3 protein-coding genes are annotated in these 2,596 nt (G+C 45.3%); all 3 read left to right on the top strand.

Annotated features, from left to right (window positions below; translation table 11 throughout):
- The first annotated feature begins 494 nt into the window (after positions 1 to 494).
- Genes IM319_RS21185 through IM319_RS21195 form a run of 3 tightly spaced genes read left to right on the top strand, consistent with a single transcriptional unit; the run spans position 495 to position 2,374 of the window.
- Complete coding sequence (locus IM319_RS21185; protein ID WP_286826764.1) at positions 495 to 1,310, top strand: Ycf66 family protein; 816 nt, start codon at positions 495 to 497, stop codon at positions 1,308 to 1,310.
- Positions 1,311 to 1,322: 12 nt separating this feature from the next.
- Positions 1,323 to 1,859, top strand: coding sequence for a TolB family protein (locus IM319_RS21190; protein ID WP_287684920.1), 537 nt, complete (start codon positions 1,323 to 1,325; stop codon positions 1,857 to 1,859).
- The gene (locus IM319_RS21195) at positions 1,856 to 2,374 is read left to right on the top strand and encodes a TolB family protein (RefSeq protein WP_287684919.1); all 519 of its coding nucleotides are present in this window, start codon (positions 1,856 to 1,858) and stop codon (positions 2,372 to 2,374) included. Before IM319_RS21190 ends, IM319_RS21195 begins: the two co-directional genes overlap by 4 nt.
- Positions 2,375 to 2,596: the final 222 nt, after the last annotated feature.

Consider the following 2,596-nt stretch of genomic DNA (forward strand, 5'->3'; position numbering starts at 1 on the left):
AGACTTTTTGTCAATCAAAAAGTACCAGGCATGGGAGTGATCAGGGGGAAAATTCAGGTACTTTTTCCCTGAAAATTAGGTAGTTGACCACCTGAAAATCGGTAAAACCCATCCCCCAACCCCCAACCCCCAACCCCCACCGAAAAACTTTTTCAGCAGACCCTAAATAAAGTTAACTATGTTAAGTTTTGTAAATTGCTGTATCTATGACTTCTGGGCAAGGGGTTCGGGTGTTTAACATTTCGTTACATAGCACTGTTTATTTTTGTCCAGGTACTTATAATTACTCACTTGCATAAATGAGATGCTCCCTCACTGATTACTGTTCACTGATCACTGATAAAATCTCCGTACTCCCCCAACAATAGTTGTTTAAACTAGGCTCGATCGAGTAAGTTAGAATCGAGGATGATAGATATAGTGCTAGACTTTGGGGTTAGGCTATAGTAGACCGACTCGATTATTGAATTTAAGCACCGAGAAGGGAGATAAAGATGGTCAATTTTGGGCTGAATTCGGCCAGTATCTTAGGAATTTTTCTGGCAGTGGCCGGAGCCGGGTTATACTTCCTGCGCTCGGTGCGGCCGGAACTTTCCAGGGATCATGATATATTTTTTGCTGCCGTTGGTTTACTGTGCGGTTTAATTCTACTTTTTCAAGGGTGGCGACTGGATCCGATTTTGCAATTCGGACAATTTTTGCTGACTGGGGCAGCGGTGTTTTTTGCCTTCGAGACGGTAAAATTGCGGGGTTTAACCACGGAACAGGCCCGCCGCGGCACGTCTTTTGTGGATGAACGTCCTGTGAGTCGGGAATATCGGGCCGAATTAGAACCCCTCGACACCTACGAACCGGAGGAACGTTACGAAGATAATCCCCGTTTACGCGGTTACGATGATCCCCGCTCTTCGCGCACTTCTAGTTATCAGGACGAGGAACCCCGCAGCACCCGCACCCGTCGGCCGGCCGATACTAGCAGTCGCAAAACCAGTAATCGTCGTCCCCGCAATAGTTCCCCCACTAGCGATCGAGATGTTTATGATCAGCGCCGTAGCGGTGATGATTGGGAAGAAACCAGTCCCCGTCCCCGTCCTCGTCCCGCTAGTGAAGAGACGAGCAGTAAACCGCCCCGCACTAGCCAAAAACGTCGTCCTCGCCCAATAATTGAGGACGATCCGCCATTTAAAGGGGAATACGTCGATTATCAACCGGTCGATCCTAGGGATGCCGGCGATCGAGAAGATTGGGAGAGACCGGATAATAGTGAACGGGAGTCGAGTAATGATCATCCGACTAGGTTTGATTATTAAGGAGTAGGTCCGATGACCAAAGCTCCCTTTTTACTGTTTATCTGCTTGTTTTTAGGGGTTATAGGCGGTTGTAATCTCAATAACCCCGGTTTATCTACAGGAACCCTAAACAGTCGCTATAATGACGAAAAACCTGCCCTGAGTGGTGATGGTCGTTGGATTGCTTTGCTGTCTAACCGTCGCGGTAGTAATCAGATGCTGCTTTATGATTTGCAGACAAAACAATATCAGGCCCTAGGGGGATTATATACGGGTCAAGAAATTACCGATAGCCCCAGTTTAAGCCAAACGGGGCGTTATCTGGCTTATGTGGTGATTATTGAAGGTCGTCCCGTCATCGCTTTATATGACCGCATTACCGATCGTTCTGAGTTATTGAGTCAAAATTATCGCGGTTGGTTGCGAAATCCCCGTCTTAGTCCCGATGGTCGTTATCTTGTCTTTGAGTCCGCTCGTCGGGGACAATGGGATGTGGAGGTTCTCGATCGCGGTCCGAATATCGAGTTAGATCTTCCCGATGGCAGTCCCGTTGAAAGTCCCAAACCGTGAAACGTTATTTTTTTATTAGTCTTGTTGCTGTAATTAGTTTGTTAACTGGATGTGCGGGTTATCCCAGTTTATTGTCTTTTCCTTTCGATCGAGGGGGGAGAAGTTTAAACAGTGCTGCTAGTGAATTAACTCCCTATCTTGCCTCTCGATATATAGTTTTTGCTTCCGATCGCAATGGTTCCCAAACTATCTATCTTTTTGATGCCATTGATCGCCGTTTATTGCCTTTACCCGGACTAAATTCTCTCGATCAGATCGCTTCTAGTCCTTCCATTAGTGAAGATGGTCGTTATATCGTTTTTACTGCTAGTCGTCAGGGAAAAACGGCTATTTATTTGTATGATCGACAAACTCAACAGAGAAGGGAAATTGCTGCCGATCTCCTCGCAGAAGTACGCAATCCTATCATCAGTGCCGATGGTTCTAAAGTGGCTTTTGAAGCAGCAAAAAATGGGCAATGGGATATTATGATTTACGATCTATCCGGACGGGTATTAGTCAATGAAAATCAGTGATTATTAAGTAATAGGACAAAATTAACTTCTTAGTTAGGAAAGGCAAGAGGCAAGAGGCAAAAGGTAGTTAGATATGTATAATTAGGGTTTGCTGAATAAATCTAAAAACCTTGTTGGGTAAGACTTTTAGACTTTTTGTCAATCAAAAAGTACCAGGCATGGGAGTGATCAGGGGGAAAATTCAGGTACTTTTTCCCTGAAAATTAGGTAGTTGACCACCTG

The sequence above is a fragment of the Microcystis sp. M113S1 genome (assembly GCF_020246945.1).
Taxonomy (GTDB): Bacteria; Cyanobacteriota; Cyanobacteriia; order Cyanobacteriales; family Microcystaceae; genus Microcystis.

Excerpts from the sequence above, each read along its gene's own strand:
- IM319_RS21185 (WP_286826764.1), top strand. The coding sequence starts at position 495 with ATGGTCAATTTTGGGCTGAATTCGGCCAGTATCTTAGGAATTTTTCTG.
- IM319_RS21190 (WP_287684920.1), top strand. The coding sequence starts at position 1,323 with ATGACCAAAGCTCCCTTTTTACTGTTTATCTGCTTGTTTTTAGGGGTT.